We start from the raw sequence: 25,596 nt of genomic DNA on the forward strand, positions 1-25,596 counted from the left end.
CAAGTCAGGTCAGATGCTAAGCGGCCGGGCGGAAACCAGCTCCGTGAAGAGCTCGGTTCCCGCCCGGCCGCTGTGCAGTGCTAGCCGTGCTTAGCTAACGTTTGCGTGCCTGACTAACGTCCACGCAACTACGCGCAATACGCAAGCGCTACGCCGTCGCGCCGGCTCCGGACTCATGCCCCTTGGCCATGACGGCCGCGCGCCCGGCTTCCAGGCGTGCCACCGGCACCCGGAACGGGGAGCAGGACACGTAATCCAAACCGACGGAGTCGAAGAAGTGCACCGAAGCGGGATCCCCACCGTGCTCACCGCAGATACCCACGGTGAGATTCGGGTTGCCCTTCCGGCCGCGTTCGGTACCCATGCGCACCAGCTCACCCACACCTTCGCGGTCGATGGTCTCGAAGGGCGAGGTGTCAAAGATCCCTTCCGCCATATAGGTCGGAATGAATTCGTGTTCGACGTCGTCCCGCGAGAAGCCCCACGTGGTCTGGGTCAGGTCATTGGTGCCGAAGGAGAAGAATTCAGAATCTTCGGCGATCTTCTCCGCGATAATCGCCGCGCGCGGCAGCTCGATCATATTGCCGATCGCGATGTCCAGATCGTAGCCGGATTCGCGTTCCACCTCGGCGATGATCTTGCGGGCGCGGTCCGCCACCAGGCGGAATTCCTTCTCCGAACCGATCAGCGGGATCATGATTTCCGGATGCGGATCCAGGCCGCGCTTGCGGCAGGCCACCGCCGCCTCGGCCACCGCTCGCACCTGCAGATCCACGAAGCCGGGGATCTGGATGGACAGGCGCACCCCGCGCAGGCCCAGCATCGGGTTATCTTCGTGACGTTCGGTTGCCGCCCGCAACAGGGTGCGGGTGTGCTCGGGCACCTGCTGGCCGCGGGCTTCCATGGTGGCTACCTCAACCGCGAGCTTCGTCATATCCGGGAGGAATTCGTGCAGCGGCGGGTCGATGAGGCGCACCACCACCGGCAGGCCGTCCATCGCCTCGAAAATACCTTCGAAGTCACCGCGTTGCAGCGGCATGAGCGCGCCCAGTGCGGCCGCCTGCAATTCCGGGGTAGCCGCGAGGATCACGTGCTCGATGAGTTCGCGCCGCTCCCCTAAGAACATATGCTCGGTGCGGCACAGGCCGATGCCCTGCGCCCCGAATTCGCGAGCGCGCGCGGCATCTTCCGGATTATCGGCGTTCGCCCGCACGTGCATGCGCGAGGACTTATCGGCCTGGGTAAGGATGCGATCCACAGAACGCACCAATTCGCAGGTGTCCTTATCGTCACCGGCAGCCTCCAGCGCGGCCTCCAAGCCCTGGGATACGTAGATCATGACCGGGGAGTCTTCCACCGGTACCGCCCCGAAGAATACTTCCCCGGTGGTGCCATCAATGGAAATAACATCCCCGGCACGCAGCGTCTGCCCGGTGGACTTGATGAAGACCGTGCCGGCCTTTTCTTCCACAAGCAGGTCCTCCGCACCCACCACGCAGGTGCGGCCCATCCCGCGGGCCACCACCGCGGCGTGCGAGGTTTTACCGCCGCGCGCGGTGAGCACGCCGGCGGCCACCACCATGCCGGGCAGGTCATCCGGGTTGGTTTCGCGGCGCACCAGAATCACTTTCGCGCCTTCTGCCGCGCGCGCTTCCGCCTGCTCATTACTGAAGACCACTTCACCCACGGCCGCACCCGGGGAGGCCGCCATGGCCTTGGTGATGAGGGTGCGCTGCGCATCGCGCTGGAATTGCGGGAAGAGCAGAGAAGTGAGCTGTTCGCCGGTAGTACGGGTGATGGCTTCTTCCGCGCTGATGAGGCCTTCGTCCACAAGCTGGGTGGCGACCCGGAAGGCCGCGGCGGCGGTGCGCTTACCCACACGGGTTTGCAGCATCCACAGTTTGCCTTCCTGGATAGTGAACTCGATATCGCACAGGTCCCGGTAGTGGTTTTCCAGACGCTTCATGATGTCCATGAGCTCGGTATAGGAAGCCGGGTCCAGCTGTTCGAGGTCCTTGAGGGAGAGGGTATTGCGGATGCCGGCTACCACGTCTTCGCCCTGGGCATTGACTAAATAATCGCCGTACACCCCGGAGTGCCCGGTGGAAGGATCGCGGGTGAAGGCCACTCCGGTTCCGGATTTCTCCCCCATATTGCCGAAGACCATCGTGCAAATATTGACGGCGGTGCCCAGATCATCCGGGATGTGTTCGCGGCGGCGGTAGATGCGGGCACGTTCGGTGTTCCAGGAGCGGAACACCGCGGTGATCGCGAGGTTCATTTGCCGGCGCGGGTTCTGCGGGAAGGGATACCCGGTGGCGCGCCGCACGATTCTCTTGAATTGTTCGACCAGCTCTTGCAAGTCCGCCGTCGTCATATCAAGATCGCCGCTGTAGCCTTTCGCCTTTTGCAGGGCGTGCAGGGCGTCGGAGAAAAGATCCCCATCAATATCGAGGACGGTGCGGGCGAACATTTGGATGAGGCGCCGGTAGGAATCCCAGGCGAAACGCTCGTTGCCGGATTGCGCCGCCAGGCCCTTCACGGATTCATCATTGAGGCCAATATTGAGTACGGTTTCCATCATGCCCGGCATGGAGAACTTCGCGCCCGAACGCACCGAGAGCAGCAGCGGGTCCTCCGGATCGCCAAGTTTCTTGCCCATCTGCTCTTCCACGGTTTCCAGGTGGCGCGTCACCTCCGCTTCGAGTTCTTCGGGTTCCTGCCCGTTACTCAGGTAGTAGCGGCAGGCTTCGGTGGTGATGGTGAAACCGGGTGGGACAGGCAAATCCATGTGGACCATCTCGGCCAGGTTGGCCCCCTTGCCGCCGAGCAGGTCCTTCATGTCCTTGTTGCCCTCGGTAAATGCGTATACGAACTTGGTCATATCGTCCTCCGTGGGGATTCACACGCGCATAAGTGCGCGGAGCGGCCCCGTCGCCGCTCACGTGTCCAGGGTAACACTTTGGGGCGGTGTGATCGAGAGGGATTTTTAGTGAATACCGCGCACGTTGCCGGCCGCGTCCACGCCAATGGCCAGCGCGGACGGTTCTTTGGGCAGGCCCGGCATCAGCATGACGCTCCCGGCCATCACCACGACGAACCGGCCGCCCGCGGAGAGATGCACGTCCCGTACCGGCACGTCGAAATCGCTGGGTGCGCCCAGGCGTTTCGGGTCGGTGGTGAAGGAGGCCGGGGTTTTCGCGATGCACACGGGATAGCTGCCGTAGCCGCGTTCTTCCAGGTCACGCAGTTGCTCGCGGGCTTCTTGCGCGAAGGTCACGCTCGCACCCCCGTAAACGCGCCGCACCACCGCGGTGATTTTTTCGCCGAGGCTCGCGTTATCGGGGTACGTGAACGTAGTGCGGGAGGGCGTTTCGAGGGCGCCCAAGACCGCTTGGGCCAGTGGCGCCGCTCCTTCCCCGCCGCGCGCGAAATGCTCGGAAACAGCCACGGGCACGCCCAGATCTTCGAATTGCGCGCGCACGTTTGCGATATCGGCTTCGGTATCCGTATCAAAACGATTAAGGGCGACGACGACGGACTGCCCCCAGACCGCCCGCAAATTATGGATATGCCGGGCAGCGTTGGCGATACCCCCGTGATAGCGCAGGGCGCGCAAAGTAACCACAAATACGACGGCGTCGGGGCGCAGCCCGGAGGTCCGGCACATAATGTCAATAAATTTTTCGGCGCCCAGATCGGCCCCGAAGCCGGCTTCGGTCACCGCGATCTCCCCCATCGCGAGCGCGGCGCGGGTCGCCATCACGGAATTGCAGCCGTGGGCAATATTAGCGAAGGGCCCGCCGTGGACCAGGGCGAGGGTGCCTTCCTGAGTGGCGACCAGGTTCGGGGAAAAAGCTTCGGCGAGGAGGGCGAGCATAGCGCCGGTGGCCCCCAGGTCTTTGGCGGTGACCGGCTTGCCGGCGCGGGTGCGGGCCACTTCCATGGAATCGAGGCGCTCGCGCAGGTCCGCGAAGGAGGAGGCCAGGCAGAAAGCTGCCATGACTTCGCTGGCGGGAACAATATCGAAGCCGGTGGCGCGGGTGGCGTGCGCGCCGGGATTGGAGTGAGTGCCCGCACCCGGGCCGGCACTATCCAGGCGCCCGCTGGGGCTGAGGAGGATGGCACGCAGGGCCCGGTCGTTCATGTCGATCACGCGGCGCACGCTCACCGTGGCCGGGTCGATATCGTGGGTATCGAAATACACCGCGTTATCGGCCATGGCGGCCAGCAGGTTGTGTGAGGCGGCGATAGCGGCAAAATCCCCGTTGAAGTGCAGGTTAATGGAGTCCGCCGGGGTGAGGGTGGCGCGGCCCCCACCGATGGCCCCGCCCTTGAGCCCGAAGACGGGCCCCAGCGAAGGTTCACGCAGGGCCAGCACCGCACGCTTACCGAGGTAGCGCAGGCCGTCCGCCAGGCCGATGGAGGTGGTGGTTTTCCCTTCCCCGGCCGGGGTGGGTGACATGGCGGTCACCAGCACAAGGCGGCCGGGTTGCACGGAGTTGGTTCCAGGTTCGACGGAGCCGGTTTCGGGATGGCCCAGCTGCGCACCGAGGCTTTCTACCCAGCGGTAATCGATCTTCGCCCGATCCCGGCCGAAGGGGATGACGGCATCTGCAGGCACACCGGCCGCCAGAGCCATATCAACAAGGGGAAGATCAATAGACATACGCTGTAGTTTATACCGCCACGGCCGATCACCTAGGCAAGCGGACCCATGTCAGCAACGTAGGCGTCGAGAAGCGCTTGGCCGCGGGCGTCGTCGTCGTTATTAAAATATCGGAGCACGCGGGCCGGAACCCCAACCACAATGCAGTTCGCGGGGACGTCGCGCATGACGACGGCGCCGGCGCCCACGATGGAGTTTTCGCCAATGGTGACGCCCGGGCCGATAGTGGCCGAGGCGCCGATCCACACGTTATCGCCGATGGTGATAGCGGTGCCGAATTCGAGGTCGGTTTCGGCGCGCAGGCGCGGGGGAACCGGGTGACCGGCGGTGGTGATGGTGACGCGCGGGCCGATGAGGACGCGGCGGCCCAGGGTGATGGGTGCGACGTCGAGCAGAATCGCGCCGGAGTTAATGAAAACCTCCGGGCCAATGTGGACATTCGCGCCGTAATCGCAGTGGACGGGCGGAACCACGGTGGCGCTCGGGTCGAAAGAACCGAAGAAACGTGCGGCGATAGTGCGGATCGTTTCGTTATCGGAGGGGTTGGTGGCATTGAGTTCATGCTGGACGGTGAGGCCCTCGCGGCGGACTTTGGCGAGGTAGGGGTCGTCCGCGATGTACATTTTCCCGGCGACCATGCGTTCCCAGGTGGGAGAGGGTTGGGACGCCGATTGTGGTGCGGCGGGCACGGGTTGGGCGGCGGCGCCGGGCACGGATTCCGGCGCGGGCTGATTCGATTTGGTCATGGGTTCATTCTGGCATATCTGAGCTACCATCTAAGGTGAACTCTTGTTCACCCTTCGGAAGGGATGCGGTGGTGCGTTTCCCAGGCTTTCTACCCCGGCGGTGGCCGGCTGGACATCGTGGCCCAGCTGGCATGCTGCCACTTCGCCCCGTGACGGGCTCCCAACTGCGCGGCCGGGCGTCCACCACCGCAACCGTATTGATAAGACCTCACCAGCAGCGGGCCGTTCAGCCGGCCCCACATCAGAAAGGATGAATTATGCGCATTGCAATTATTGGAGCTAATGGCGCGGCCGGAAAACTCCTCACCCAGGAAGCTATGTCGCGCGGGCACGAAGTTATGGCCGTGACGCGCTCGGAAAACGAAACGGAAGCTCCGGTCTCGCTGCGCCGCGATATTTTCGATATCGAACGCGGAGATATTGCCGGCGTCGATGCCATGGTTGATGCCCTCACGCCCAACGCGGATGCCGGGAAGGATTTCCCCGAACGCGCCGCGCACCATCTCATCGAATTGGTTTCCGGGCTGCCGACCCGACTCATCGTGCTCGATAACGGGGACGCGAAGGTCCCGGCAGCTTTGGAGGGTGCCCACATCGCCAAATGGACATATATTTCCCCGGAGATCACCTCCGCCGATCTGGCCGCGGCCGTGATTGAGGAACTCGAACGCGGGCCGCTGACCGCGCATATCCGCCAGCATCTGGTGGTGAGCTAGAAGTAAAGAAGGGAACCTATGATTATTTACTTTTCTGAAACTGGCATTACTGAAAAGGCAGCAGAACGTTTGCAGGATATCGTCGGCGGTGAAGCGGTACGGATAGCCGCAGCGCAGCCCTACACGAATCAGGATTTGGATTGGCGAGTCGAGGATAGCCGGGCGAACCTGGAACAGCACGGAAAGCTCCCGGCCCCGGAACTCGCAGCACCGGTCGATTTAGGTGGCGCCACGGACATCTTCCTCGGTTTCCCGATCTGGTGGGGCATCCCGCCGAAAGTGGTGGATAGCTTCGTGAACTCGCATGATTTGGGGAAGGCGCGGGTACACCCCTTCTGCACCTCCGGAAGCTCACCGATGGACGAGGCAACGGAGTATCTACGCTCCACCTTCCCGCAGATTGCGTGGGCACCAGGATTGCGTTTCCACAGCGGCCTCAGCGACGAAGAAATCCGCGCCTGGGCCGATGCTCAGTAAGGTCACGGGCGCGACCACTGCACTTATCGGAATTCTTGGCACGCTTGCTACCCTCGCGGCATGTTCACGGGAATCGCATCCCTCTTTCGATGAATTGGCGGCTTGCACCGGAACGGTGACGCTTTCCCAACTCAACCTGCCCGGCCCCTATGGGGTTTCCTGGACGGTTGAGTTTGCGGAGGGTGACACCGCTACCTTGACGTACAACGTTCCCGGTGAAGGTGCGGGACTGAAGGAGGTCTATCGGGAGTCTTTCCAGGTTGACCCGCAGCTGCACCAGGAGATGTGCGTGCAGGCTGCGATGACAAAAGAAGTCGAAACCCTGCCGGGCGGAGCGACCGTCAGCTGGGATTTACCTCCGGCCGGCTCGGGACACACCAATGACGGGGAAGCAACTGCGCTCATGGAGCCGGTCATGCTCATGGTCACCAAGGAACGCCTGTGGGCTGGGAACGAGGCATATGAGGAATACGCACGCAATCGCTAGTGGACGCGCGGGGCGGCAGGCGCAGCGTCGTCGTTCTAAATAAGGGACGGCACGGAAACCGCATGCCGCCACGGCGCGAACCAAAAACGAAAGCAGGTACCGTCGCCCCGGTTTCCTCCAGGGCGACGGTACCTTTTCTGCAATAAGGCGTTAATTAGGCTCCGGTTACTTCTTGTTCAAGATCGTCGGTAATAACCTTGCCCATGGTTTCCGGCGTGGACAGGCACGCCAGAATTCCTAGGCCCATCATGATGGTGGTGAAGGTCAGTACCGGCCACCAACCGAAGCTACCCGGCCGCACGATAATGGCCGCGATCATCGGGGTGAAGCCCACAATGATATTGCCCAACTGAGTGGAGACGGCATAGCCCGTCATCCGCAGGCGGGTTGGGAACATCTCGCTATACATCGGAGCCTGAACAACGTTTCCGCCGGTCGAGACCAACCCGATAATGAAGAGCAAAACTACAAGCAGCGGCACGCTCTTGATCTGAATTGCCCAGAAGATAACCGGGAACAGTGCCACGAGGCTGAACATCGAGATGAGGTACACCGGCCGGCGGCCGATCTTATCCGAAAGCGCTGCCCACAGCGGCTGAACTGGAACACCGATAACCATCGATACGGTGGCTAGAGTCAGCAGGGTTGAACGTTCCCAACCCCAGTAGGTCGTGCCGTAGTTGAGCATGTAGTTCGTGAGCAAAACGCCGGTGATCGCGAACTGTCCCATCGCCATAACGCGAATGACTTGGCGCCAATGATTCTTGAAGAGGTCGCCGAGGCTCCCCTTATTTTTTCCGGCAGTTTTTGTTGCCGAATGTTGCGTGGTTTTGCCCTGCTGGCGGGCGAGGGCCTCGTAAACATCACGGGGTTCATCTGCCTTCGTCCGTACCCACAGCGCGTAGAGCACCAGGGGAATCTCAACGAAGTAAGGGATTCGCCAGCCCCAGTCGAGAAGGAAGGACTCATTCCCTGACACAGGGATAAAAGCGGCAATGCCGAGGAGCTGACCGATGAGAAGTCCGTGCATGGTGAAAGCAACGAGGCGCCCGCGTTTCTCGGGCGGGGCTAACTCTGAGGTCATTGCTGTGGATCCGGCTTGCTCACCACCCGCGGAGAAGCCCTGGATGAGTCGCATCGCAATCAAAATAATGCCGGCGGTAGGACCAATCGAGTCGTAGGACGGCAGGATTCCAATAACGAGAGTGGCAAATCCCATTAACCCGAGTGTGAGGAGGAGCGTCTTCTTCCTTCCCCAAGTATCGCCGAGGTGGCCGAGCACGATGGCTCCGAGAGGTCGAGCAAGATACGCAACTCCAAAAGAGGCAAGCGAAGCAATATTCGCTAAGGTCGGATTATCTCCGCCACCGAAGAAAACGGTAGGGAAGATGACTGCGGATGCGGTTCCGTACAGGCCGAAGTCATAGTATTTGGCAAGAGCGCCCCAAAAGCCAGATTTTGCGGCTTTTTTGGCAGATTTTTCTACGTTCACTTCCTCGCTCGAGGCCTTCACGGTTACATTCGATGCGAGACCGCTCTTCGGCGACGATGCCGGTGCAGCACCCGATGTCGTGTGTGGGTCCGTCATTGGTTATCCTTTCGCGCAACGGAGCTGCATTGCATCCGTTATATGCGGTAAATCGTGGGCGTTCCCTTACGTCCATTCGCTAGCGTACTGAGAGCATGGTGATTAAAACCGCGTCAAAGCGGGTGAATTATTTACTCTCTCTTCACACCATCAGACGAGTAGACTAGTCCGTAATCACCGGAAGTAATATTCAAAAATCCGTGTAACGAATGGCGGTGCAGCATGCGAACAAACCTACAATTCTCACAGCGTTTGACGGACGCAATCCAAGCGCTCCACGCAGCCGATGACCGCCGGGCCATCGCGCGCTATTTCGTTGCTTTACTTGCGGACGTGGCACCTCATGCAGACTACATTTCTTTCCACGTATTCTTGCCGCGCCAGAATACCTTTGCGGTACTGGGCGTATACGGGCTGCGTCATTACAATTCCACTCTCTTGGTGGAATCCGATTCGACCTTTGGAAGAACTCTTGACTGCCGCGAACAGTACTGGGCCCGTACCCCCGCAGAGGTAGCTCGCCTGTATTCCTTCCCGGACGATTCTTCGCTCGCCTACGAACGAACTCGGCCGCTATTTCGCTCGGCTTCCGAAGCAACTCACACATCCGCGGTTATTCAGCCCTGCATCATCGGCCAAGAATTAGAGGGCACGATCTGGCTGGAATCCCATTCGCGAGCCGGAGCTTTTTCGACAACAGATCGGTTGCGTATCTCCCAGCTTTCCACCCTCGCTGCGCTACTTCTGCGCACCGCACCTCACGCAACTATTCTCAATTCTGAAGGTTTAGCGGAGGTATGGGACGTGCTTCCCACCAACCCCACTCAAGTCACCGCGGAAACACCGGAGAATTCCGGATCTCAAAATACGCCACGCAGAACCGAATCGAGAAACGCACCGGCTCTTACACCCCGCGAGAGGGAGGTATTAGCGCAAATTGCACGGGGCCTCACCAATTCCGAGGCGGCCTGTGCTCTGCATGTATCTATCAATACGGTGCGCAGCCATCGCCGCACCCTCATGCGAAAACTCGGAGCACACAATGTAGTGGAGCTACTGGATGCAGCGGAACGCTACGGAATACTACCGAGCTCATAGAGAGACTAATCCCCCCGACAGTCCATGGGAGGTGTTTTCACCCCGATGTGCCAAGCTAATTCAGAGCTCGGACTCTAGGCTGGCATTTAACCGCACAGGAGATTATTTCGAGGGAGAAATGATGAACGCACCAACACTGACCGTACCGGTTCCCCATGCCGTAGGTCCGATTCCAGCCAACGATAAAAGCTATCCCTTTTCTACAATGCGTTTCGCACGCGAACCACTAGATTTAGCCACGTACGGATACGTTGAGGAGGAGTATTTCCTTTCCGGTACCGCGAATATTTATGGTTTCGCTCCGGAGGATAACTCCTGCGTCGTCGTAGAAAAAGAGGGAATCCCGTATTGCACCCGCGTGCTGGTGCGGCGCCCTGCGGAGGAGAGTTCACCGACCGCGTGGGTGTCCATTTTGAACGCCTCGCAGGGATACGACATTGAAGATGATTGGCGGCGGGCCTGGGACTACCTCATGAGCAAACGGCATACCTATGTCGCGGTGACGGCCAAGCCCATCCAGATTTCCGCCTTGCAGACCTTTGATCCGGAGCGTTACGGAAAGCTGAGCTGGGGTGGAAAGCCACGCCAGATTGATGCTGCGGAGCCGGGCTGGAATCCGTTTATGCAGCTCGACGAGTGTGAAGAAGGCTTGGCCTGGGATGTGATCGCCCAGGTGTCTGCGTGGTTACGCTCATCGGATAGCCCCGTTGAATTAGAGCATGTTTTCCTTATCGGTCAGTCCCAATCCTCGGTGTATGCCAATACGTATCTGACGTACTTCCATAATCTCTTGCGACTAACCGACGGCGCACCTACGTATGACGGTTACGCTCCCGGGGTTGGATCTGTGTTTGTCAAAGCTATTAACCAGCACAAGTCCGGGATTCCACCGCAGATGCTCAGCGGTGTTGATCTTGAGGCGCCCGGAACCGAGGAGAAACAAGCAGCGTTTGTCCCCTACCTTGTTGAACCCGCCCAACTCGATGTGCCGATCATTAGCACTTCTTCGGAGGCCGATGTGAGTCTCTTCGGTGCTGGCCCGGATTCTTTCCACCTTGGGGATGGGCCGCTGCGCCGGCATTGGCACGTAACGCGCTCCCCGCATTCTGATGCTCGTTCGCGGGTGATTCCGCAAAATTCGGAAGTGGTCAAGGCGAAGCGGCGCCCGCGCCAGATAGATACCGCATTCCTCGAATCCCTCAGCGCGCTTCCTATTGAGCCCATTATTACCGGATCCATGGCCGCCGTGGAGAAGTGGGCTGCGGAGGGTGCGCCGGCTGCACCTTCTACCTGGTTTGATGCCGATGGGAACCGCTGGATTAAAGATAGCGATGGAATGCTTTCAGGCGGCGTTGAGCTGGGCATTGTGGCTCATCCGATTGCGGACTTCCTCCCCGGAGAACCTTCTAATCCGGTGTACGGCCTCATGACCCTACACTCGCGCGAGTCGATTTTGGGGCGTTTCGCTTCTTTCGAGGACTACCAGGCAACCTGCGATGAGGTCGATGATGCGCTGGAAGCGACCGGGTACCTCGAGCCCGTGGGCCGGCGTTTGCTCCACGCCGTGGAGCGTGAGCTGTGGGAGCGTGCGGTGAACGGGGCACCGGCACCCCTGAGTTCACCGCAGGGGCGGTAATTTCGCCTGAGCTTCCGGTGCGAGAGGTGCGGCGTCGCCCTTAATCCCGCGCACTCAAAGCACCGGTTTCTTCCAGGTAATTCTCCCACTGCGGCGAGGCCGGGATGCGCCGGACCTGCGCGGAGGCCAGCATGGCGAAGGCCGCGAGCGCGGTGGGAAAGGCGAAGGCACTCTGGGTGAGTTCCCAGCCCAGAGCGCCGATGCCCCAGCCGGCCAGCGCGGGCGCGAAGGCCGCCGCGCCAGAGGAGAAGAACTGGCTGACCGAACCCACGCGGCCCATGAGCTCGTTGGGCGTCATAAGGGTGACCAGGCCCATGACCGCCGCATTGACGGCGGGGATAATCAAGCCCATTAATGCGTACACCGCGCCGATCCACCCCAGGCCAGGAAGGAAAGGCACCAGGGCGACGACGCCGGCGCACATGAGGAATCCCGCCACGATCAGCACTCCGGAGGCCACCCGGGCAACCACTTTGGCTGCAACCACCGCCCCGGCTAGTGCCCCGCAGCCGAGCGCGGTGGCGAGCAGGCCAATGAGCGCCGGCTCCACCCCGCGGTCGGCAAGGCCGAGGGTTACGCTCATCATCATGCCAGCCCAACCCAGGTTGAGCAGGCAGGCGCAGATAAGGAGCACCCGCACCGCAGTGCGGTCCCATATCCAGCGCAGGGATTCGTTGAATTCCGCGAGAGCGCGGGAGATACGTCCGGTACTGATAGAGCTCGCAGAGTTTTCTGAGTTCTCAGGGCACCCGGCTCTGCCGGAGCACTCATCCCCGCAGGAACGCCCGGGCCGGTAATCCCCGCGCATGAGGAGTGTAGCCCCCATGCTCGCCAGCTGCCCGATGATTTGCGCGAGGGCAGGAACGTAGAGATGGATAGCGAGCAATGCTCCGCCGGCCGGGCCGGTAGCCAGAGTGACTGCGGCGTCGCGCCCTTGATTTGCGGCCACGGCATTGGGCAGTAAGCGCCCGGGCACCACCTGTTTAAGCATGGAATTGGAGGCCGGGGAAAGCAGCGAATTACGCAGGCGATCCAGGAAGGCGAGCGCGGCAAGGTTGGCCACGTTCGCGGTGCCGGTGAGGAGCAGTGCCACCAGCGCGAGCTGCGCGAGCACGCCCAGTCCGGAGGAGACCAGGCGCAGCGTGCGCCGGTTGTGGCGGTCCGCCAGAACTCCCCCGGGGAGGATACCCAGCAGGGTGCCCGCACCTTGGAAGAAGCCCACAGTTCCGGCGTGGACCGGGGAGCCGGTAACCGCCAGGCAGACCAATGGGAAAGCGAACATTGCAATGCCCGCGCCCAGGTCTTGGAGGAGGTCGCCGGCAAACCAGGCCCGGTATTCACGGGATGCCCAGATGGTGGCAGGTTCACGCTCCGAGGCAGGCGCCCGATCTTGGTCAGCCACCTGATCCGTTACTGTGACTGGCGCATTCGCCGTGCTTGACATGCTTTCTCCTTGCCTATTTTTGGCCATTTCCCTGGCTTCCACCTCCCACTATAATTACGCAACATATATTGCGCAATATTTGTTGCGAATATGAGAGGATTGGGCACTCCAGCTACAATGAACCCATGGCTTCATCTGACGGCACCCCCGAATCGAGCAGGACCGCGCCGGGGACCACCACTACAGAAACGGCAGCTCGCCTCAACCGCGAACAGCTGCGGGCGCTTTCTCACCCGGTTCGTTTAAGTTTACTTCACACCCTGAGCCGCCTAGGCCACGCTCGCGCCGCCGACCTGGCCGAAGAACTGGACCTACCCGCTAATTCCATGAGCTACCACCTGCGGATTCTGGCTCGCGGCGGCCTGATTCGCGAGGATCCCACCCGGGCGCGCGATAAGCGGGATCGAGTGTGGACGCTCACATCCCCGCGCATGGCCACCGATTCCAGCCTGCCCAATCCCGAATATTCCAAAAGCGTGACCGCGGCTGGCACCGCGATTCTGGAATGGGCCACCTCGCTGTGGCTGGCGGCGATGACTGCTCGCACCGATCACCCGGAGGAACGGCCACTGTTCACCAGTTTGCACCCGGCGGAAGTCCTTCTCACTCGCAAGCAAGCTGCCGATCTTTCCAAGAAAATGTACGAGCTCGTGGAAGAATATCGAGTGGATAACGAGGCGGCCGCGGCGGCCCATCAAGAAGGCGCCGCCACGGAAAACGCCACGGATAATGCCACACCTTTCGTGACCCTGCAGGCCATTATTCCGCGCAGCCCCCACAAGAATTCTTAACGAACCTCAAGCCGCAACTCACCCGCGAAAATCCCACGAGTACACAACAGCGGCCTACCACTTTCATCCCCACTCTGCCAGGAGACGCAGAGCACCCCACTCCCCGGTTCCACATCGAGCACTTCAGCATCGTCCACACTGGCGGTGCCGTGCGCGAGTGTGAGCTGTGTTGTTACCAAACGGTATCCATAAGCATTTTCGAGACAATCGCGCACCGGACGACTGAGATCCTCAGAAAGTAAATCGGGAAAATGCTTGGCATCGATGTGGGTTTCTTCGACGCCGCGCACACCAGACCCGGTACGCAACTGTCGGACGAGATACACAAATTCTCCAGAATCCAAGCCGAAAGCTTCACGTTGGGCAGAGTTAGCACGTTGCAAAGCGCAGCCAATAAGCTCCGTGTCAAGACTGGTGCGCAGGTGTTCCTCGAGGCTGGGCAGCGGTTCCCTGCCCCGCTCCGGGCGTGGCACCGCCACGAAGGTCCCCTTCCCCGGAATGCCAACAGTGCGCCCCTCCTGCGCGAGCAGTGTCAGGGCGCGGCGTACCGTCATAGGCGCCACGTCCATTTTGCGCGATAGTTCCAATTCACTATCGAGTTTCGCACCGGGTTGCAGCTTCTCGATGGTCGCGAGGAGACTTTCGTACACGGCTGCGTATTTCGGCTTCATGCTCTTTATTATTACCTAGATCTCATCGCGAAAGGCAGCCGCACCCTAGACGGCCTAGGGTGATGTTTATTACCCTAGGGTTATTCGGTTCGGGCACCTCACCCGGCCGTGCGGGCATCTTCTAGCAAAGGAGCGCAATGAGGCATTCCGCGTTATCGTATTCAGTTTCTGGGGCTCCCATCGAGGGCACTATCGTCGCTTTTCACGGGGTGACCGATTGCGCCGCCTCGCTACACAGCCTCGCCGCGCATTACGGGCGGGACTACCGAGTAGTGCTCTGCGATCTCCTCGGCCACGGACTCTCGGCCCGTTTCGCCAAGGATGACCTGGCCGATCCCTTTTCCGCCCTGGTTGCCAGCGCAACCGATGTGGTGGTGCGGGCCGCGGCCAGTACGCCCTCGCGCCAGATTCTCCTCATGGGGCATTCCCTCGGCGGTGCAGTTGCCGCGCATATTGCCGCCGCGCATCCCGCCCTCATCGCGGGGCTAGTGCTCGAAGATCCAGCACTCCTCACCCCGGAGCAGGTACAGACCTACCGCGAGGCCGCGGAAAGCCTGGGCAAAACTCAGCAGCGGGTGCGCGAATACCTCCCCGAGGCCATCGCTTCGCTGCGCGAGTCCTACACCACCTGGACACCCTCCGAATATGCCGGCTGGGCGCAGGGTAAAACCGAGGTTGATCTCGATTTCATTGCCACCGGCGTGGTGGGTCGCCCCGGCCGTGAGGTGCTCGGCCAGCTGCATATGCCAACCCTCCTTGTTACCGGCGACGGCGATGACGTGCTTTTCGGAGCCGCCGGCATCGAAGCCCTGGCCGAACACCGCAACCCGCAACTGCGCGGAGTACTTATCCCGCAGTCCACACATACGGTGCGCCGCGACCAGGACAGCGCGTTCTACGCCGCCGTGGACCCCTTCCTCGCCGAGTGCGCAAAAGCGCAGGTGCGCCCGCAACCGTACTTGGATCCGCAGCTCACGCCGCTGCTCGCGGGCGTCCCCGAGCAGACCACCTGGGATACCGCGGCAATGCGCGCGGAGGGCGAGGCGCTACTGGGAGCAGAGCCGGAACTACCCGCGGGAATTCGCCGCGAGGTCGTTACGGAAAACGGCCTCGAGTTGCGTATTTTCCACCCCGATAGCACGACGACGCAGCCCCGCGTGGTCCTGTCCTTGCACGGCGGTGGTTACGTGGCGGGCCGCGCCCGCTACGATGACGCCCGCAACGCGGAGATTGCGCAGCTGGCCGAGGCCACCGTGGTAGTTCCCGATTACCGACTGGCTCCCGAGCATCCTTTCCCAGCGGCGGTGGAAGATTGCCGGGCTGCGCTCGCTTATATTACGCGCGTTTTCCCGAGTGCACCCGTGCTGATTTTCGGCGATTCGGCCGGGGCCGGCTTGGCCGATCAGGTGCTGCGCTTCGCGCAGCCGGAGGAACTGGCGGGCTTGTGCGGCGTCGTCGCCCTAGAACCGTGCGTGAGCCCGCGCCTCGATACGCTTTCCTACCGAACCTATCGCGACGGGCCGGTGTGGACGCGGGAGGCAGCGGCCGCGGCGTGGAACGCGTACGTCGGCGATTCCGGGTATCGCGCCGAGCCGATTTCCGCAGGTAGCGGACCATATTCCGGCTTGCCCATGTTGCTTGTAGTCAATCCGGTGGACCCGCTGCGCGACGAGGGCCTGGACTGGGCGCGCGATCTTATGGACGCCGGAGCAGCCGTGGAGCTGCATATGTATCCAGGGACGTTCCACGGCATGCTCAGCGCCCCTGGCACCGATGCCTGGGCGAAAGTCCGTGCGAATATAAGCAGTTTTATGGCGGCCGCTTTCGCCGGGCCGCTTCCCACCTCCACAAAAGAAAGGCAGAACAATGAGTAAGGCGACTTCTTCGCGGCTCCTTCAGGTAGCCATCGCCGCCGCGCTCGGAGGTTTCCTCTTTGGCTTCGACGTCGCCGTCATTAACGGCGCGATTGGGTCGGTATCAGGGAACGTGACCGGGTTCGACCTCAGCTCCCTCATGACGGGAGTGGTGGTATCGGTGGTGAGCCTCGGCGCAGCCATCGGGGCCTGGTTCGCCGGGCAATTCTCCAATAAATACGGCCGCATTAAGGTCATGGTTACAGCCGCTATCCTGCTGGCTATTTCAGCTCTTATGTCCGGACGGGGCTGCGGACTGTTTATTGGACATTATTGCTTAAAACCGCTTGACGCTGTTCCATAATTGTTAAACCATCGAACTTCAAGGTAATACGTTTCTGGTTATAGAAGAGCATATACTCGTCTATCGCCTCGCATAACTCATCAGTTGTAGCCCACTTCTTCCCGTGATAGATCTCGGTTTTCATCCGCCCGAAAAATCCCTCACAAGCCGAGTTATCCGGACTACACCCCTTCTTCGACATCGACCGCGTCAACCCGTAACGCCGCGTAAGCTCAATCCAGGACACAGACCGGTAGTGGACTCCCCGATCCGAATGAATCACGAGTGGGTGCTCAGGTTCGCCGGCTTGTAGCTGGCTTAGGCGCTGGTGCGGGAGGGTTGCCAGTGCGTTTTCAAGGGAGGAATCAGCCAACACTGAGGTTGGGTGTAATCCCCTCGTATAGGCCACGACTTTCCCGTCATAACAGTCAATAATCGGGGAAAGATAAACCTTGCCGTTAGCTGCGTGGAACTCGCTGATATCGGTGAGCCAAAGCCGTCCTGGCTCATCAGCGTGGAAGTCACGCTTGACCAGGTTTTCCGGCGCGGGGCTGATCTCCCCGCCGTAACTGGAGTACTTCCGGCGTGCTTTGGCATACCTGACCGGGATTTCCTCTTCGTGCATCAAGCGCTGGATGATTTTCTCCGAGACCACATACCCAAGCTTTCTAAGCGCTAAATGGATACGCCGATACCCATACGTATACAAGCCCTCACGCGCGATCTGGGCGATCAACTCACGCAAGCGAGCATGCTTGTCAGGCCGCTCTAGGCGTTTAGCGGTGTAATAGTACGAGCTTGCCGGCAAGCCCAGGACGTCTAAGACCGCCGCCAGGGGTGTGGTAGAGCGTAGCTGGTTAGCTACCTGTGTTTTCTCTACCGTTTCACTAGGCCCGCTTACGCGGGCTTCTTCTTTTTTTGCTAGCTCGAGCTGGGCTTTCAAGACGCGTTCACGCACGATGAGTTCGGCTGCTAGAGCACGTAATTCTTGCGGGTCTTGGGGTAGTTGGGCTTCCAACTGGTGGAGGGTTTTCGCTTTGATCTGGTCGCGTTCTTTCTCGTTCATGAGTCCTAGACTGCCTTCCGCATCCCACTTTTTAACCCAAGCATAGATGTTTGTGCAGTTCACGATTCCCAGATCCTGGGCGATGGCGTAAGAGTTTTCCCCGCTGCGGAATCGCTTGCAGGCAGCCACTTTCACGTCCGCCGGTATTTTCTGGTTAGGGGCGTGTTTCTTTGGTTTTCTCTGGTCTGGTTTCTCGTTGTTATTCCTGATCCATTTGTAGAGCGTGTCTCGTCCGGGGTAGCCGAGTTTACGGACCGTGGCGGTTACCGATTGCGTGCGTTGGTAGGTGGTGAGGGCTTTACGGATCTGCTCGCTCGTATACGTACGCTTACTCATTGAACGTTCTCCTTAAAAATCTCTAGGAAACCGTCCGCACCCCCGACTGTCCTTTAGCGCTTGGCAGTTGGTGGGCTGGCGACTGCTTGGCGGGCTGGGCGTGGGCATTAGCGCCGTCGTCGCTCCCGCCTATATCGCAGAGATCGCACCCGCGGATAAACGCGGGCGGCTCGGAACCCTGCAACAGCTGGCCATCGGCATTGGTATTTTCGGGGCCTTTATCTCCAATTTCATCCTCGTGAAAATTGCCGGCTCCGCGGACGACATTCTGTGGTTCGGGCTAGAAACCTGGCGCTGGATGTTCATGAGCGAATTGGTGCCTGCACTGATTTACGGATTGTTGGCGCTACGCCTGCCCGAATCGCCGCGTTACCTAGTTTCCGTGGGGCGTGAGACGGAAGCTGTTGCTATTCTGACCTCTACCGGAGCGGATGCGAATCCGGCCGAACGCGTCGAAGAAATCAAGCGGAGCCTACGCGGGCACCAACCGCGGCTGCGCGATCTGCGCAATAGCAAGTACTTCCTGCACCCGGTGGTGTGGGTGGCACTCGCCTTCGCCTTCCTTATCCAAATGGCCGGTATTAATAACATTTTGCTGTATGCAACTCAGCTGTGGGAGACGGTGGGCTACACCGGAAACCTCGCGGTCTTCATCCCCGTTGTCACTTCAATGATCGGTATCGGCATGACCGTGGTGGGTATGCTCTTGATTGACCGCGTGGGGCGCCGGCCACTGCTCCTGTGGGGTGCTATCGGCATGTTCATCACGATGATCACTTCGGCCATCGCTTTCATGCAGGGCACGGTCGACGCCAGCGGTGCGCTCGAACTTCCCGGAGCGTGGGCGGCTATTGCGCTGGTGAGCGTACACCTCGTTTACATCATTTTCTGCGGTACCTGGGGCGTGGTGCTGTGGGTATTCCTCGGGGAGATTTTCCCGAACCTCATCCGCACCGCAGGACTTGGTTTGGCAACGGCGGGCAACTGGATTGGCGGAACCCTAGTGACGCTGCTCTTCCCGGTATTCGCGCAGCATCTCGGCCTGGCCGGTACCTACTTCTCCTACGCGGTGGTGGGCGCACTGCTCATCTGGCTGGTAGTGCGCTATATCCCGGAGACGAAGGGCCGCGAACTCGAGGAGATGGAATTTAGTACGCGGTAGCTAGGCTGCTGCGGCTGTGCTGCGGCGCCTTCCGAGCACCGGGTAATCCAGACGGCGGCGATGGTGAATCCTCTAGGTTCACTATCGCCGCCGTTAGTTTTCCTCGGGCGAAGCGGGAGGCCGGTGCACATCGAGCCAAGACGCCCGGCAACTATCCGGAATATCCGGATAGTTCGATTGGAACGCGCAGCTCTTCTCAACGCAGTTCAGACTATGACTCAGATTCATAGAACCTATCTCTCCGCCCAGAACACTTATCAGTGAACGGCGAATGGACTGTACGTCTACAGATACAGAAGTACAATGAATATATGGCTATCACCGCTTTGCCTAGTTCAACGCAAGTTCCATCACTCCAGCGGCTTCAGTCCGCTGAGGAGGAAATTCGCGATGTCATTAAACTTCATAAAGGCACCGGGCGGTTCTGGGTTTTCGGTTCAGTTGCTCGCGGTGAGGCAACCACCGAATCGGACTATGACCTCCTGGTCGAATTTTTGCCCGATGCTAGCTACTTTGACCTTGTAACAATAGAAATGAAGCTGAGCGAGCTACTCGAAACTCCAGTCGATGTCATGTCGATTCGTTCGAGGGGCTACGCTGCAGATCATGCACGCTCCCAGGCTATAGAGATCAAGCATGGCTCCCCCTACTGATCCGCGCATCGTGGCCGAAGCTCTCAACGAATTGGCAGATACAGTCGCATACATCGTTAGCCACGGAAGAGATACTTTCCTTGCACGTTCAGCTGAGTCAGAACTGCTGTACCTTGCATCCTGTCAAGTTGTAATTCGACTTCACGCTATGATTGAGGACCTTCCCAAAGAACTGACAATTTCATGGTCTGATTTGCCTTTAGGACAGGTACGTGGGATGCGTAACCGACTTGCGCACGGATACCTTGATATTGATGAACAGATGCTCTGGAAAACCCTAGCAAACGACACACTCCCCTTAATCACCGCCATACTTGCTCGAATCGAAGAGTAAGTTGCCCGCAGGAAGCATAGGAAACAGCGGGACCTTGCTCTTCCAGCAAGTAGTCACAACAAAGGCTATGGACACCGAAGGGCAACTATTGGAATTTTTCCAATAGTTCGAAAAGAAGACATCAGGAAGATCACGCCGCTAACCCAGCATACTCCCGCTATTGCACTTCAAACTAGAATCTAGGCCGGTCTGGACCTATGTCCAAGACCGCTTTTATGACAACCCCACAATCGCGCGGATTTCCTCCACATGTGCTTCCAGATCCGCGAGCGGAGTCCGATAGGTCAGCGCGCTGACCGAGATTGCCCCGTCCGGAACCGCGGTTGAGGAGAAAAAGTACGGAACAGCCAGGCAGTTAATACCGGTCTCGTTTTCCTGACGATCCACCGCGTAGCCCTGCTCCCTAATTTGGAGGAGTTCCCGATACAGTTCTTCCGGGTCGGTCACCGTGTATTCGGTGCGGGCCGGGAATCCCACACGCTTCTCCAACTCACGCACATCCTCCAGACTTCGTACCCGGTAGGCAAAAAGAAGCTTCCCCACCGCCGTGGAATGGATGGGATTTTCTCCACCGATGCGCGATGTCAGTTTCACGGGCCCGAGGATGGGATCCTTTTTCGCCCGGTAGATAACGCGGTCCGCTTCCAGAGTGGCATAGTGGGCAGTCTCCCCGAAGCGTTCCACCAGTCGCTCCAAAACGGGGCCAACCCGCTCATCATTACTCCACGCTTCGAGATTACGTAACGCTAGGCGCACATAATTATCTCCAAGGACGTACGTCCCATCGGGGCGCTGATCGGCCAATCCCGCCCGCCGCAAAGCTGCCAAACCCCGATGAACAGTGGGTTTTGGGGAGTCTACCGCCCGCGCGAGCTCCTCGAGCGAAGCCCCGCGCACCCGCTCCCCCAAAGCCACCAAAATGGCGAGAACTCGGTCAGAACCCACCAATTTCTTGCTTTGCTCACCCATATCGCCCCTATCGGCTAAACTCATAACTGTTCCACTTATCGAATTGCGTTCCATTTATCGGAACCGCCCAGTGCGGGGCACGCCGCGGAAAGCGACGGCATTTCGGCTTGGAACACCACGCAATCCGGCATCGTCGCTTGTGTAGATTTGAGAGGTCATCATGGCATCCCTTCTTGCTATGCCGCTAGGAACATTACCAGCGGTCTTCCCCATGGAGGCGGAAACCGCCTCCGCTCACCCTGGCATTCTTGTGGCCGCGGCCCTCCTGGGCATTGCCACCATCGTTGTTCTTATCACCGTTTGCAAGATCCACCCCTTCCTTTCCCTCATGTTCGGATCGGTGGTCATGGCTCTTGTGGCCGGCGTTCCCCTCCTCGACGTTTTCGATTCCTTCACCAAGGGCTTGGGCAGCACCGTCGGCTCCGTTGGTGTTCTCATCGTGCTCGGCTCCATGATTGGCGCACTCCTCATCAAATCCGGAGGCGCGGATACCATCGTCGATTCCATCATCGGGCGCACCAGCACCTCGAAGCTCCCCTGGGCTATGGCACTGATTGCGTTCATTATCGGAATCCCGCTCTTCTTCGAGGTCGGCGTGGTTCTGCTTATTCCGGTCGTCCTCATGGTCGCCCGCAAGTCCCATGTTAACGTGTTGCTCATTGGCGTGCCCGCCCTGGCCGGCCTGGTCTGCCTGCACGGCTTCGTTCCCCCGCACCCCGGCCCGCTTATCGCCATTGACGCACTGGGCGCGAACCTCGGCCTCACCCTGGGCATCGGCCTCATTATCGCCATCCCGGCGGTTATTATCGGCGGACCGCTCGTGGCGCCCATGATGGCCCGCGCTATCCCCGATCTGCAGCCCAAGGAACTCATTTCCACCGATGAACCGGTCCCGGCCGAACACCGCCCCGGCTTCTTCGCGTCCATCATGATCGTGCTGCTGCCGGTTATCCTCATGATGCTGCGCTCCGTCGTCGAAATGACATCACTGAACGTTCCCGTTCTCACCACGGCGCTGCTCTTCCTGGGAGAACCGGTTGTCGCACTGCTCTCCTCCGTGATTTACGGTGCTTTCGCGCTGGGGATGCGCGGCGGGCGCGGCCTGCAAGGAGTCTCCGATATTATCGGCTCCTCGCTCCCGCCCATCGCCGGCATTCTCCTCATCGTGGGTGCCGGTGGCGGTTTCAAGCAGACCCTCGTCGATTCGGGTATCGCGGATGTGATCGGCAACTGGCTCTCCGGCCTGCCGCTTTCCCCGCTCCTGGCTGCCTGGCTCGTGGCGGTCTTCATCCGCCTGGCTACCGGCTCCGCCACCGTTGCCACGATTACCGCGGCCGGCCTGGTGGCACACCTGGCCGAAGGCATGGAACCCATTTCCCTGGCCCTCATGGTCCTTGCCATCGGCGCCGGTTCCCTCTTCATGTCCCATGTGAATGACGCGGGCTTCTGGCTGGTCAAGGAATACTTCGGTATGACGGTCGGCCAAACCTTCAAGACCTGGTCCGCCCTCACCACGATTATTTCCATCGTCGGAATTGTCATGGTTGAGATCATTCACCTCTTTGTCTAGGAAAGGAGCTCCCCCACCATGGAAAACCCGCAATTCATTTGCCCCACGGTCACGGCTTTCGATAACAACCTCGATATCGACGCCGCAACCAACCGGCAGCTGTGGGACCGACTCATCACGGGCGGCGTTGATGGCATTCTTGTGGCCGGCTCCATCGGAGAGTTCTTCGCCCTCGCTTATGAGCAGAAACTTGAGCTGATCAAGCTTGCCGCGCAGCACATTAATGGCCGGGTGGAGTTGCTGGCCGGCACCGGGATGAACTCCCTTCCGGAAACCATCAAGCTTTCCAACGCGGCGCTGGAAGCGGGAGCGGACGTCGTCGCCCTTATTACCCCGTACTACTTCACCCTGGGTGAGGAAGCGCTCTTTGATTATTACGCGGCTTGCGCGCAGGCAATTGACGGGAAGATTCTGCTCTACAATTTCCCGGCTCGAACCGGGAACGATATTGGCCCGGAACTGCTGCGGCGCCTGGTGGATGAGTTCCCGAATATCATCGGGATTAAGGACACTGTCACGGAGCTGTCCCATACCCGCGCGCTGATCCAGGCGGTACGCCCGCGGCATCCCGATTTCCGCTTCCTGGCCGGTTTCGATGAGAACTTCTACTACACGCTGCTCAGCGGTGGAAACGGAGCTATTTCCGGCCTGGCGAATGTGTACCCGGAGGTGACAGCTGCCTGGGTACGCGCGGCGCGCGAAGGGAATGCGGCCACACTGGAGCGCATGCAGGAGCTCATGAACCACCTGGCGAATATTTACACTATCGCCCCGGTTTTCGTGCCCGTCATCAAGGAAGCGATCCACCAGCGCGGCGTCGCCCTTTCCACCGCGTGCCGTGCCACCCCGACCGGATTGACCGCGGCGGAAAAGGAAGCAGTCACGGAGCTGCTTGCCCGCGCCGATGACCTGATCGCCGCAGCTGACCTCCCGCCCACCGACCGCTAGAAACACAGCAGAGGAGACAACTATGCGCCTCGAAGATATTTACGAGGAACAGCCACCAGAATTTTACGAAACTCGCACGCACGCGGAGGGCCCCAGCGGCAAGCTCCCGCTCACCGAAGATTTCTTACGCAATGCGCCCTCGGGATATATTTTCTCGATGACGCAGGGCCGCGGCATGGGCTGGGAAGCCGATGATCTCGCCAATGACGACATCATGATGATTTCCACCCTCGGCGGCCTGCGCGATGCGGACGGCAATCCCACGGCTCTCGGCCTGCACACCGGGCATTTCGAGCTCGGCATGCTGCTGGACGAAGCGGCCAAGGAGTTCAAGCGCCTTGATCATATTCCGTACGCTACTTTTGTGTCCGATCCGTGTGATGGGCGTTCCCAGGGCACCACCGGAATGTTTGACTCACTTCCGTATCGGAACGACGCCGCAATGGTCTTCCGCCGCCAGATCAGATCGCTCCCCACCCGCACCGCGGTGCTGGGCGTGGCCTCATGCGACAAGGGCCTGCCGGCTCTCATGATGGCCCTCGTTTCCCAGCATGACACCCCGACCATCCTGGTTCCGGGAGGTGCCACCCTCAAGGCTTATGACCACGAGGATCTGGGGACAGTTCAGACCGTGGGTATTCGCTTTGCCGCCGGGGAGATGACCCTGGAAGAAGCCATGATCGAAGGCTGCCGGGCTTGCGCTTCGGGCGGTGGCGGTTGCCAGTTCCTCGGTACCGCAGCCACGTCACAGGTGGTGGGTGAAGCCCTCGGGCTCGCCCTCCCGCATTCTGCGCTCTGCCCTTCGGGTGAAGATATTTGGAAGAACCTGGGTACTGCTTCGGCCCGGGCGCTACTCGGTTTGAAGCGTGATGGCATTACCACCCGGGATGTCATCACTGATAAGTCCATTGAAAATGCCATGGTGCTACACGCCGCTTTCGGCGGGTCTACCAATCTGCTGCTCCACCTCACGGCTATCGCTTACGAGGCCGGCTGCAAGGTACCCACGGTTGATGATTGGGAGCGCATTAATAAGAAGGTTCCGCGCCTGGTATCCGTGATGCCTATTGGCCCGGTACATTTCCCCACCGGGGTGGCTTACCTGGCCGGCGGAGTTCCGGAAACGATGCTGCACCTGCGTGATCTGGGATTGCTCCATCTGGATGCTCTGACCGTAACAGGGAAAACCGTAGGGGAGAACCTCGAGTGGTGGGAGAATTCCGACCGGCGCGCCCGCGTGCAGGAGCGCCTGCTGCGCGTCAATAAGATCCCCAAGGACGACGTGATTATGGATCCGGAGAAGGCCCACCGTAACGGCCTAACCTCCACTGTCACTTTCCCGAAGGGCAATATTGCGCCGGAAGGGTCGGTTGTAAAATCCACAGCCATTGATCCGAGCGTGGTGGGCGAGGATGGAGTATTCCGCCAGACCGGACCGGCTCGCATTTTCGTGCACGAAAAGGACGCTATGGCCGCACTCAAGGACGGCAAGATCCAGGCCGGCGATGTCATGGTCATTGCGGGCATCGGCCCCTCGGGTACGGGGATGGAGGAAACCTACCAGCTCACCTCCGCACTGAAGAAGCTCCCTTACGGCAAGCATGTTTCCCTCATTACGGACGCGCGTTTCTCCGGGGTATCCACCGGTGCCTGCTTCGGGCACGTGGGCCCGGAGGCCTTGGCCGGTGGCCCCATCGGCAAGCTCCAGGAAGGCGATCTCATCGAGATTGTGGTGGATACCGTCAACCTGGAAGGTTCGCTCAACTTCATTGGGCGGCCCGGGGCGGAGGTTAGCTGGGCGGAGGGTGCCACGATTCTTGCCGAGCGGCCCTCGAACCCGGACCTGGCTCCGGACGAGGATCTCCCTGATGACACCCGACTCTGGGCAGCACTCCAGGATGCCTCGGGTGGGATTTGGCGCGGTTGCGTCTACGACGTCGACCGTATCGTTGAAACCCTGCAGGCCGGACGTGCGGCACTCAAGGAGGCGGGGGTGCCCTGGGCCCAATAAACGTAATAAATCTTGTCTAGTTCCTCAA

22 protein-coding genes are annotated in these 25,596 nt (G+C 60.1%); 14 read left to right on the forward strand and 8 right to left on the reverse strand.

Features of this window, described 5'->3' with window-relative positions; genetic code table 11:
* Window positions 1–148 precede the first annotated feature (148 nt).
* From ppdK to ACRQEC_RS07235, 3 genes are all read right to left on the reverse strand, one after another.
* Complete coding sequence (ppdK, locus tag ACRQEC_RS07225) at window positions 149–2,884, reverse strand: pyruvate, phosphate dikinase (RefSeq protein ID WP_284896986.1); 2,736 nt, start codon at window positions 2,882–2,884, stop codon at window positions 149–151.
* Window positions 2,885–2,989: 105 nt separating this feature from the next.
* Window positions 2,990–4,669 (reverse strand): formate--tetrahydrofolate ligase, encoded by a 1,680-nt coding sequence (locus ACRQEC_RS07230; RefSeq protein WP_284896988.1) that lies wholly within the window; start codon window positions 4,667–4,669, stop codon window positions 2,990–2,992.
* 32 nt (window positions 4,670–4,701) lie between these two features.
* Window positions 4,702–5,415, reverse strand: a complete 714-nt coding sequence (locus ACRQEC_RS07235) for a sugar O-acetyltransferase (RefSeq protein WP_155875817.1) — start codon at window positions 5,413–5,415, stop codon at window positions 4,702–4,704.
* 257 nt (window positions 5,416–5,672) lie between these two features.
* Here ACRQEC_RS07235 and ACRQEC_RS07240 point away from each other — a divergent pair, with 257 nt between their 5' ends.
* The 3 genes from ACRQEC_RS07240 to ACRQEC_RS07250 are packed head-to-tail and all read left to right on the forward strand — an operon-like array spanning window position 5,673 to window position 7,095.
* Window positions 5,673–6,131, forward strand: coding sequence for an NAD(P)-dependent oxidoreductase (locus ACRQEC_RS07240; RefSeq protein ID WP_016442310.1), 459 nt, complete (start codon window positions 5,673–5,675; stop codon window positions 6,129–6,131).
* A gap of 18 nt (window positions 6,132–6,149) precedes the next feature.
* Window positions 6,150–6,608 (forward strand): flavodoxin, encoded by a 459-nt coding sequence (locus ACRQEC_RS07245; RefSeq protein ID WP_016442309.1) that lies wholly within the window; start codon window positions 6,150–6,152, stop codon window positions 6,606–6,608.
* On the forward strand, window positions 6,598–7,095 hold the full coding sequence (locus tag ACRQEC_RS07250; protein ID WP_016442308.1) for a hypothetical protein: 498 nt from the start codon (window positions 6,598–6,600) through the stop codon (window positions 7,093–7,095). Before ACRQEC_RS07245 ends, ACRQEC_RS07250 begins: the two co-directional genes overlap by 11 nt.
* A 154-nt stretch (window positions 7,096–7,249) precedes the next feature.
* Here the strand turns inward: ACRQEC_RS07250 and ACRQEC_RS07255 are convergent, their stop codons facing one another.
* Complete coding sequence (locus ACRQEC_RS07255; RefSeq protein WP_435734866.1) at window positions 7,250–8,683, reverse strand: MFS transporter; 1,434 nt, start codon at window positions 8,681–8,683, stop codon at window positions 7,250–7,252.
* Window positions 8,684–8,935: 252 nt separating this feature from the next.
* On the opposite strand from ACRQEC_RS07255, the gene ACRQEC_RS07260 reads away from it, so the two are divergent.
* The gene (locus tag ACRQEC_RS07260; RefSeq protein ID WP_196800231.1) at window positions 8,936–9,781 is read left to right on the forward strand and encodes a helix-turn-helix transcriptional regulator; all 846 of its coding nucleotides are present in this window, start codon (window positions 8,936–8,938) and stop codon (window positions 9,779–9,781) included.
* A gap of 121 nt (window positions 9,782–9,902) precedes the next feature.
* Window positions 9,903–11,417, forward strand: coding sequence for an alpha/beta hydrolase domain-containing protein (locus ACRQEC_RS07265; RefSeq protein ID WP_039898263.1), 1,515 nt, complete (start codon window positions 9,903–9,905; stop codon window positions 11,415–11,417).
* Window positions 11,418–11,457: 40 nt separating this feature from the next.
* Here ACRQEC_RS07265 and ACRQEC_RS07270 read toward each other — a convergent pair whose 3' ends face one another.
* Window positions 11,458–12,861: an MFS transporter gene (locus ACRQEC_RS07270; protein ID WP_016442304.1), complete on the reverse strand. Its 1,404-nt coding sequence runs from the start codon at window positions 12,859–12,861 to the stop codon at window positions 11,458–11,460.
* 125 nt (window positions 12,862–12,986) lie between these two features.
* Here ACRQEC_RS07270 and ACRQEC_RS07275 point away from each other — a divergent pair, with 125 nt between their 5' ends.
* Window positions 12,987–13,652, forward strand: coding sequence for a winged helix-turn-helix domain-containing protein (locus ACRQEC_RS07275; protein WP_016442303.1), 666 nt, complete (start codon window positions 12,987–12,989; stop codon window positions 13,650–13,652).
* On the opposite strand, the gene ACRQEC_RS07280 is transcribed toward ACRQEC_RS07275, so the two are convergent.
* Window positions 13,649–14,323, reverse strand: coding sequence for a GntR family transcriptional regulator (locus ACRQEC_RS07280; protein WP_016442302.1), 675 nt, complete (start codon window positions 14,321–14,323; stop codon window positions 13,649–13,651). The genes ACRQEC_RS07275 and ACRQEC_RS07280 overlap by 4 nt on opposite strands.
* A 137-nt stretch (window positions 14,324–14,460) precedes the next feature.
* Between ACRQEC_RS07280 and ACRQEC_RS07285 the strand changes: the two genes are divergently transcribed.
* Window positions 14,461–16,197: an alpha/beta hydrolase gene (locus tag ACRQEC_RS07285; protein WP_016442301.1), complete on the forward strand. Its 1,737-nt coding sequence runs from the start codon at window positions 14,461–14,463 to the stop codon at window positions 16,195–16,197.
* Window positions 16,190–16,540, forward strand: a complete 351-nt coding sequence (locus ACRQEC_RS07290; RefSeq protein ID WP_435730267.1) for an MFS transporter — start codon at window positions 16,190–16,192, stop codon at window positions 16,538–16,540. The genes ACRQEC_RS07285 and ACRQEC_RS07290 overlap by 8 nt, the downstream gene beginning before the upstream one ends.
* On the opposite strand, the gene ACRQEC_RS07295 is transcribed toward ACRQEC_RS07290, so the two are convergent.
* Entirely contained in the window at window positions 16,497–17,921 is a 1,425-nt protein-coding gene (locus ACRQEC_RS07295) for an IS3 family transposase (RefSeq protein ID WP_394533086.1), read from the reverse strand. The genes ACRQEC_RS07290 and ACRQEC_RS07295 overlap by 44 nt on opposite strands.
* Before the next feature lie 46 nt (window positions 17,922–17,967).
* Here ACRQEC_RS07295 and ACRQEC_RS07300 point away from each other — a divergent pair, with 46 nt between their 5' ends.
* The 3 genes from ACRQEC_RS07300 to ACRQEC_RS07310 all read left to right on the forward strand — a co-directional run bounded on the left by ACRQEC_RS07300 (window position 17,968) and on the right by ACRQEC_RS07310 (window position 20,070).
* Window positions 17,968–19,083 (forward strand): sugar porter family MFS transporter, encoded by a 1,116-nt coding sequence (locus ACRQEC_RS07300; protein ID WP_435730288.1) that lies wholly within the window; start codon window positions 17,968–17,970, stop codon window positions 19,081–19,083.
* Between the two features lie 311 nt (window positions 19,084–19,394).
* A complete protein-coding gene (locus ACRQEC_RS07305; protein WP_016442299.1) occupies window positions 19,395–19,736 on the forward strand; it encodes a nucleotidyltransferase family protein in 342 nt (113 codons plus the stop codon).
* The gene (locus ACRQEC_RS07310; RefSeq protein ID WP_016442298.1) at window positions 19,720–20,070 is read left to right on the forward strand and encodes a HepT-like ribonuclease domain-containing protein; all 351 of its coding nucleotides are present in this window, start codon (window positions 19,720–19,722) and stop codon (window positions 20,068–20,070) included. Before ACRQEC_RS07305 ends, ACRQEC_RS07310 begins: the two co-directional genes overlap by 17 nt.
* A gap of 213 nt (window positions 20,071–20,283) precedes the next feature.
* Here ACRQEC_RS07310 and ACRQEC_RS07315 read toward each other — a convergent pair whose 3' ends face one another.
* A complete protein-coding gene (locus tag ACRQEC_RS07315) occupies window positions 20,284–21,063 on the reverse strand; it encodes an IclR family transcriptional regulator (RefSeq protein ID WP_016442297.1) in 780 nt (259 codons plus the stop codon).
* Between the two features lie 136 nt (window positions 21,064–21,199).
* Between ACRQEC_RS07315 and ACRQEC_RS07320 the strand changes: the two genes are divergently transcribed.
* From ACRQEC_RS07320 to ACRQEC_RS07330, 3 genes are read left to right on the forward strand one after another with little or no spacing between them, the layout of a single operon-like run.
* The gene (locus tag ACRQEC_RS07320; protein WP_016442296.1) at window positions 21,200–22,609 is read left to right on the forward strand and encodes a GntP family permease; all 1,410 of its coding nucleotides are present in this window, start codon (window positions 21,200–21,202) and stop codon (window positions 22,607–22,609) included.
* An 18-nt stretch (window positions 22,610–22,627) separates the two neighbouring features.
* The gene (locus ACRQEC_RS07325) at window positions 22,628–23,557 is read left to right on the forward strand and encodes a dihydrodipicolinate synthase family protein (RefSeq protein WP_016442295.1); all 930 of its coding nucleotides are present in this window, start codon (window positions 22,628–22,630) and stop codon (window positions 23,555–23,557) included.
* A 22-nt stretch (window positions 23,558–23,579) separates the two neighbouring features.
* Entirely contained in the window at window positions 23,580–25,568 is a 1,989-nt protein-coding gene (locus ACRQEC_RS07330) for a YjhG/YagF family D-xylonate dehydratase (RefSeq protein WP_016442294.1), read from the forward strand.
* The last annotated feature ends 28 nt before the right edge of the window (window positions 25,569–25,596 follow it).

It is taken from the genome of Actinotignum saccati (assembly GCF_051265055.1).
Classification (GTDB): Bacteria; Actinomycetota; Actinomycetes; order Actinomycetales; family Actinomycetaceae; genus Actinotignum.

Excerpts from the sequence above, each read along its gene's own strand:
- ppdK (WP_284896986.1), bottom strand. The coding sequence starts at position 2,884 with ATGACCAAGTTCGTATACGCATTTACCGAGGGCAACAAGGACATGAAG.
- ACRQEC_RS07230 (WP_284896988.1), bottom strand. The coding sequence starts at position 4,669 with ATGTCTATTGATCTTCCCCTTGTTGATATGGCTCTGGCGGCCGGTGTG.
- ACRQEC_RS07235 (WP_155875817.1), bottom strand. The coding sequence starts at position 5,415 with ATGACCAAATCGAATCAGCCCGCGCCGGAATCCGTGCCCGGCGCCGCC.
- ACRQEC_RS07240 (WP_016442310.1), top strand. The coding sequence starts at position 5,673 with ATGCGCATTGCAATTATTGGAGCTAATGGCGCGGCCGGAAAACTCCTC.
- ACRQEC_RS07245 (WP_016442309.1), top strand. The coding sequence starts at position 6,150 with ATGATTATTTACTTTTCTGAAACTGGCATTACTGAAAAGGCAGCAGAA.
- ACRQEC_RS07250 (WP_016442308.1), top strand. The coding sequence starts at position 6,598 with ATGCTCAGTAAGGTCACGGGCGCGACCACTGCACTTATCGGAATTCTT.
- ACRQEC_RS07255 (WP_435734866.1), bottom strand. The coding sequence starts at position 8,683 with ATGACGGACCCACACACGACATCGGGTGCTGCACCGGCATCGTCGCCG.
- ACRQEC_RS07265 (WP_039898263.1), top strand. The coding sequence starts at position 9,903 with ATGAACGCACCAACACTGACCGTACCGGTTCCCCATGCCGTAGGTCCG.
- ACRQEC_RS07270 (WP_016442304.1), bottom strand. The coding sequence starts at position 12,861 with ATGTCAAGCACGGCGAATGCGCCAGTCACAGTAACGGATCAGGTGGCT.
- ACRQEC_RS07275 (WP_016442303.1), top strand. The coding sequence starts at position 12,987 with ATGGCTTCATCTGACGGCACCCCCGAATCGAGCAGGACCGCGCCGGGG.
- ACRQEC_RS07280 (WP_016442302.1), bottom strand. The coding sequence starts at position 14,323 with ATGAAGCCGAAATACGCAGCCGTGTACGAAAGTCTCCTCGCGACCATC.
- ACRQEC_RS07285 (WP_016442301.1), top strand. The coding sequence starts at position 14,461 with ATGAGGCATTCCGCGTTATCGTATTCAGTTTCTGGGGCTCCCATCGAG.
- ACRQEC_RS07290 (WP_435730267.1), top strand. The coding sequence starts at position 16,190 with ATGAGTAAGGCGACTTCTTCGCGGCTCCTTCAGGTAGCCATCGCCGCC.
- ACRQEC_RS07295 (WP_394533086.1), bottom strand. The coding sequence starts at position 17,921 with ATGAGTAAGCGTACGTATACGAGCGAGCAGATCCGTAAAGCCCTCACC.
- ACRQEC_RS07305 (WP_016442299.1), top strand. The coding sequence starts at position 19,395 with ATGGCTATCACCGCTTTGCCTAGTTCAACGCAAGTTCCATCACTCCAG.
- ACRQEC_RS07310 (WP_016442298.1), top strand. The coding sequence starts at position 19,720 with ATGGCTCCCCCTACTGATCCGCGCATCGTGGCCGAAGCTCTCAACGAA.
- ACRQEC_RS07315 (WP_016442297.1), bottom strand. The coding sequence starts at position 21,063 with ATGAGTTTAGCCGATAGGGGCGATATGGGTGAGCAAAGCAAGAAATTG.
- ACRQEC_RS07320 (WP_016442296.1), top strand. The coding sequence starts at position 21,200 with ATGGCATCCCTTCTTGCTATGCCGCTAGGAACATTACCAGCGGTCTTC.
- ACRQEC_RS07325 (WP_016442295.1), top strand. The coding sequence starts at position 22,628 with ATGGAAAACCCGCAATTCATTTGCCCCACGGTCACGGCTTTCGATAAC.
- ACRQEC_RS07330 (WP_016442294.1), top strand. The coding sequence starts at position 23,580 with ATGCGCCTCGAAGATATTTACGAGGAACAGCCACCAGAATTTTACGAA.